Raw genomic sequence first — 1,423 nt, forward strand, 5'->3', positions numbered from 1 at the left:
ACTAGTGTCATGCGCCGCAAATCACGAGGGTAAGTTGCTACCCTGTTCTGGTGTCGCATCCTGGGCCTTCTGCCGTAGTGATCACGCTGTCCGAGGACGAGCGTGCCGAGTTGGTACGTCGGGCGGGGGCGTGGGACCGGAGAGCTGCCGAGCGGGCGCGGATCATCCTGGCGTGCGCCGACGGTATGTCGAATGCCGCTGCGGCAAGGCACGTTGACGTCCAGGCCAAGACGGTGGGCAAGTGGCGGCGCAAGTTCGCGACTGAGGGGCTGGCCGGCCTGCAGGATGCAGGCCGCATCGGCCGGCCAAAGGCCGACCTGGTTCTGAGTGGCGCCGAGCGGGACCAGTTGGCGCGCTGGGCGAGTCGGGCGAAGACCGCGCAGTTCCTCGCCTTGCGGGCCAGGATCGTACTGCGCTGCGCGGACGGCGGGACCAACCGGCAGGCCGCGATGGACCTGGGAGTCGACGAGTCGACCGTGGAGCGCTGGCGGGCCCGTTTCATCGACAAGCGCCTCGACGGGCTGCAGGACGAGCCACGGCCCGGTCGGCCACCGTCGATCCTGCTCGACGAGGTCGAAGACGTCATCGTCGCGACGCTGGAGTCCGCCCCGGGCAAGGACACGCACTGGTCGCGGGCCTCGATGGCGAAGCGCACCGGGCTGTCGAAGTCGACCATCGGACGGATCTGGAAGAAGTTCGACCTCAAGCCCCACCAGCAGGACAGCTTCAAACTGTCCACCGACCCGCAGTTCGTGGACAAGGTCGTCGACGTCGTCGGGCTGTACCACAACCCGCCGGAGCGGGCGGTCGTGCTCTGCGTCGACGAGAAGAGCCAGATCCAAGCGCTGGACCGCTCCCAGCCGGTCCTGCCGATGATGCCGGGCATGCCCGAACGCCGCACCCACGACTACCTGCGGCACGGCATCACCAGCCTGTTCGCCGCATTCAACATCGCCGACGGCACCGTCATCGGCGAACTCCACCGCCGCCACCGGGCCCTGGAGTTCAAGAAGTTCCTGGTCACGATAGACAAGGCCGTTCCCGTCGAGCTCGACGTGCACCTGGTGTGCGACAACTACGCCACCCACAACACCGCCGAGATCAGGACCTGGCTGGCCCGGCACCCGCGCTTCCACATCCACTTCACCCCGACCGGCTCCTCCTGGATCAACCAGGTCGAGCGCTGGTTCGGCCTGCTGACCGACAAGCTCATCCGCCGCGGCGTCCACCGCTCGGTCCAGGCCCTCGAAGACGACATCAAGGCCTGGATCGACACGTGGAACCAGGACCCGCGACCGTTCACCTGGACCAAGACCGCCGACGAGATCCTCAAATCCCTCGCCGACTACCTCGCCAAGATCAACCCAACCAGCCCATCCTCATAGAAATAATTACCCTCGTGATTTGCGGCGCATGACACTAG

At 66.3% G+C, this 1,423-nt stretch carries 1 protein-coding gene; it reads left to right on the forward strand.

Annotated features, from left to right (window positions below; all coding sequences use genetic code 11):
• Window positions 1-50 precede the first annotated feature (50 nt).
• Entirely contained in the window at window positions 51-1,385 is a 1,335-nt protein-coding gene (locus ACZ3YL_RS42450) for an IS630 family transposase (protein ID WP_465663207.1), read from the forward strand.
• Window positions 1,386-1,423: the final 38 nt, after the last annotated feature.

The organism is Kitasatospora sp. NPDC023176, from assembly GCF_055560495.1.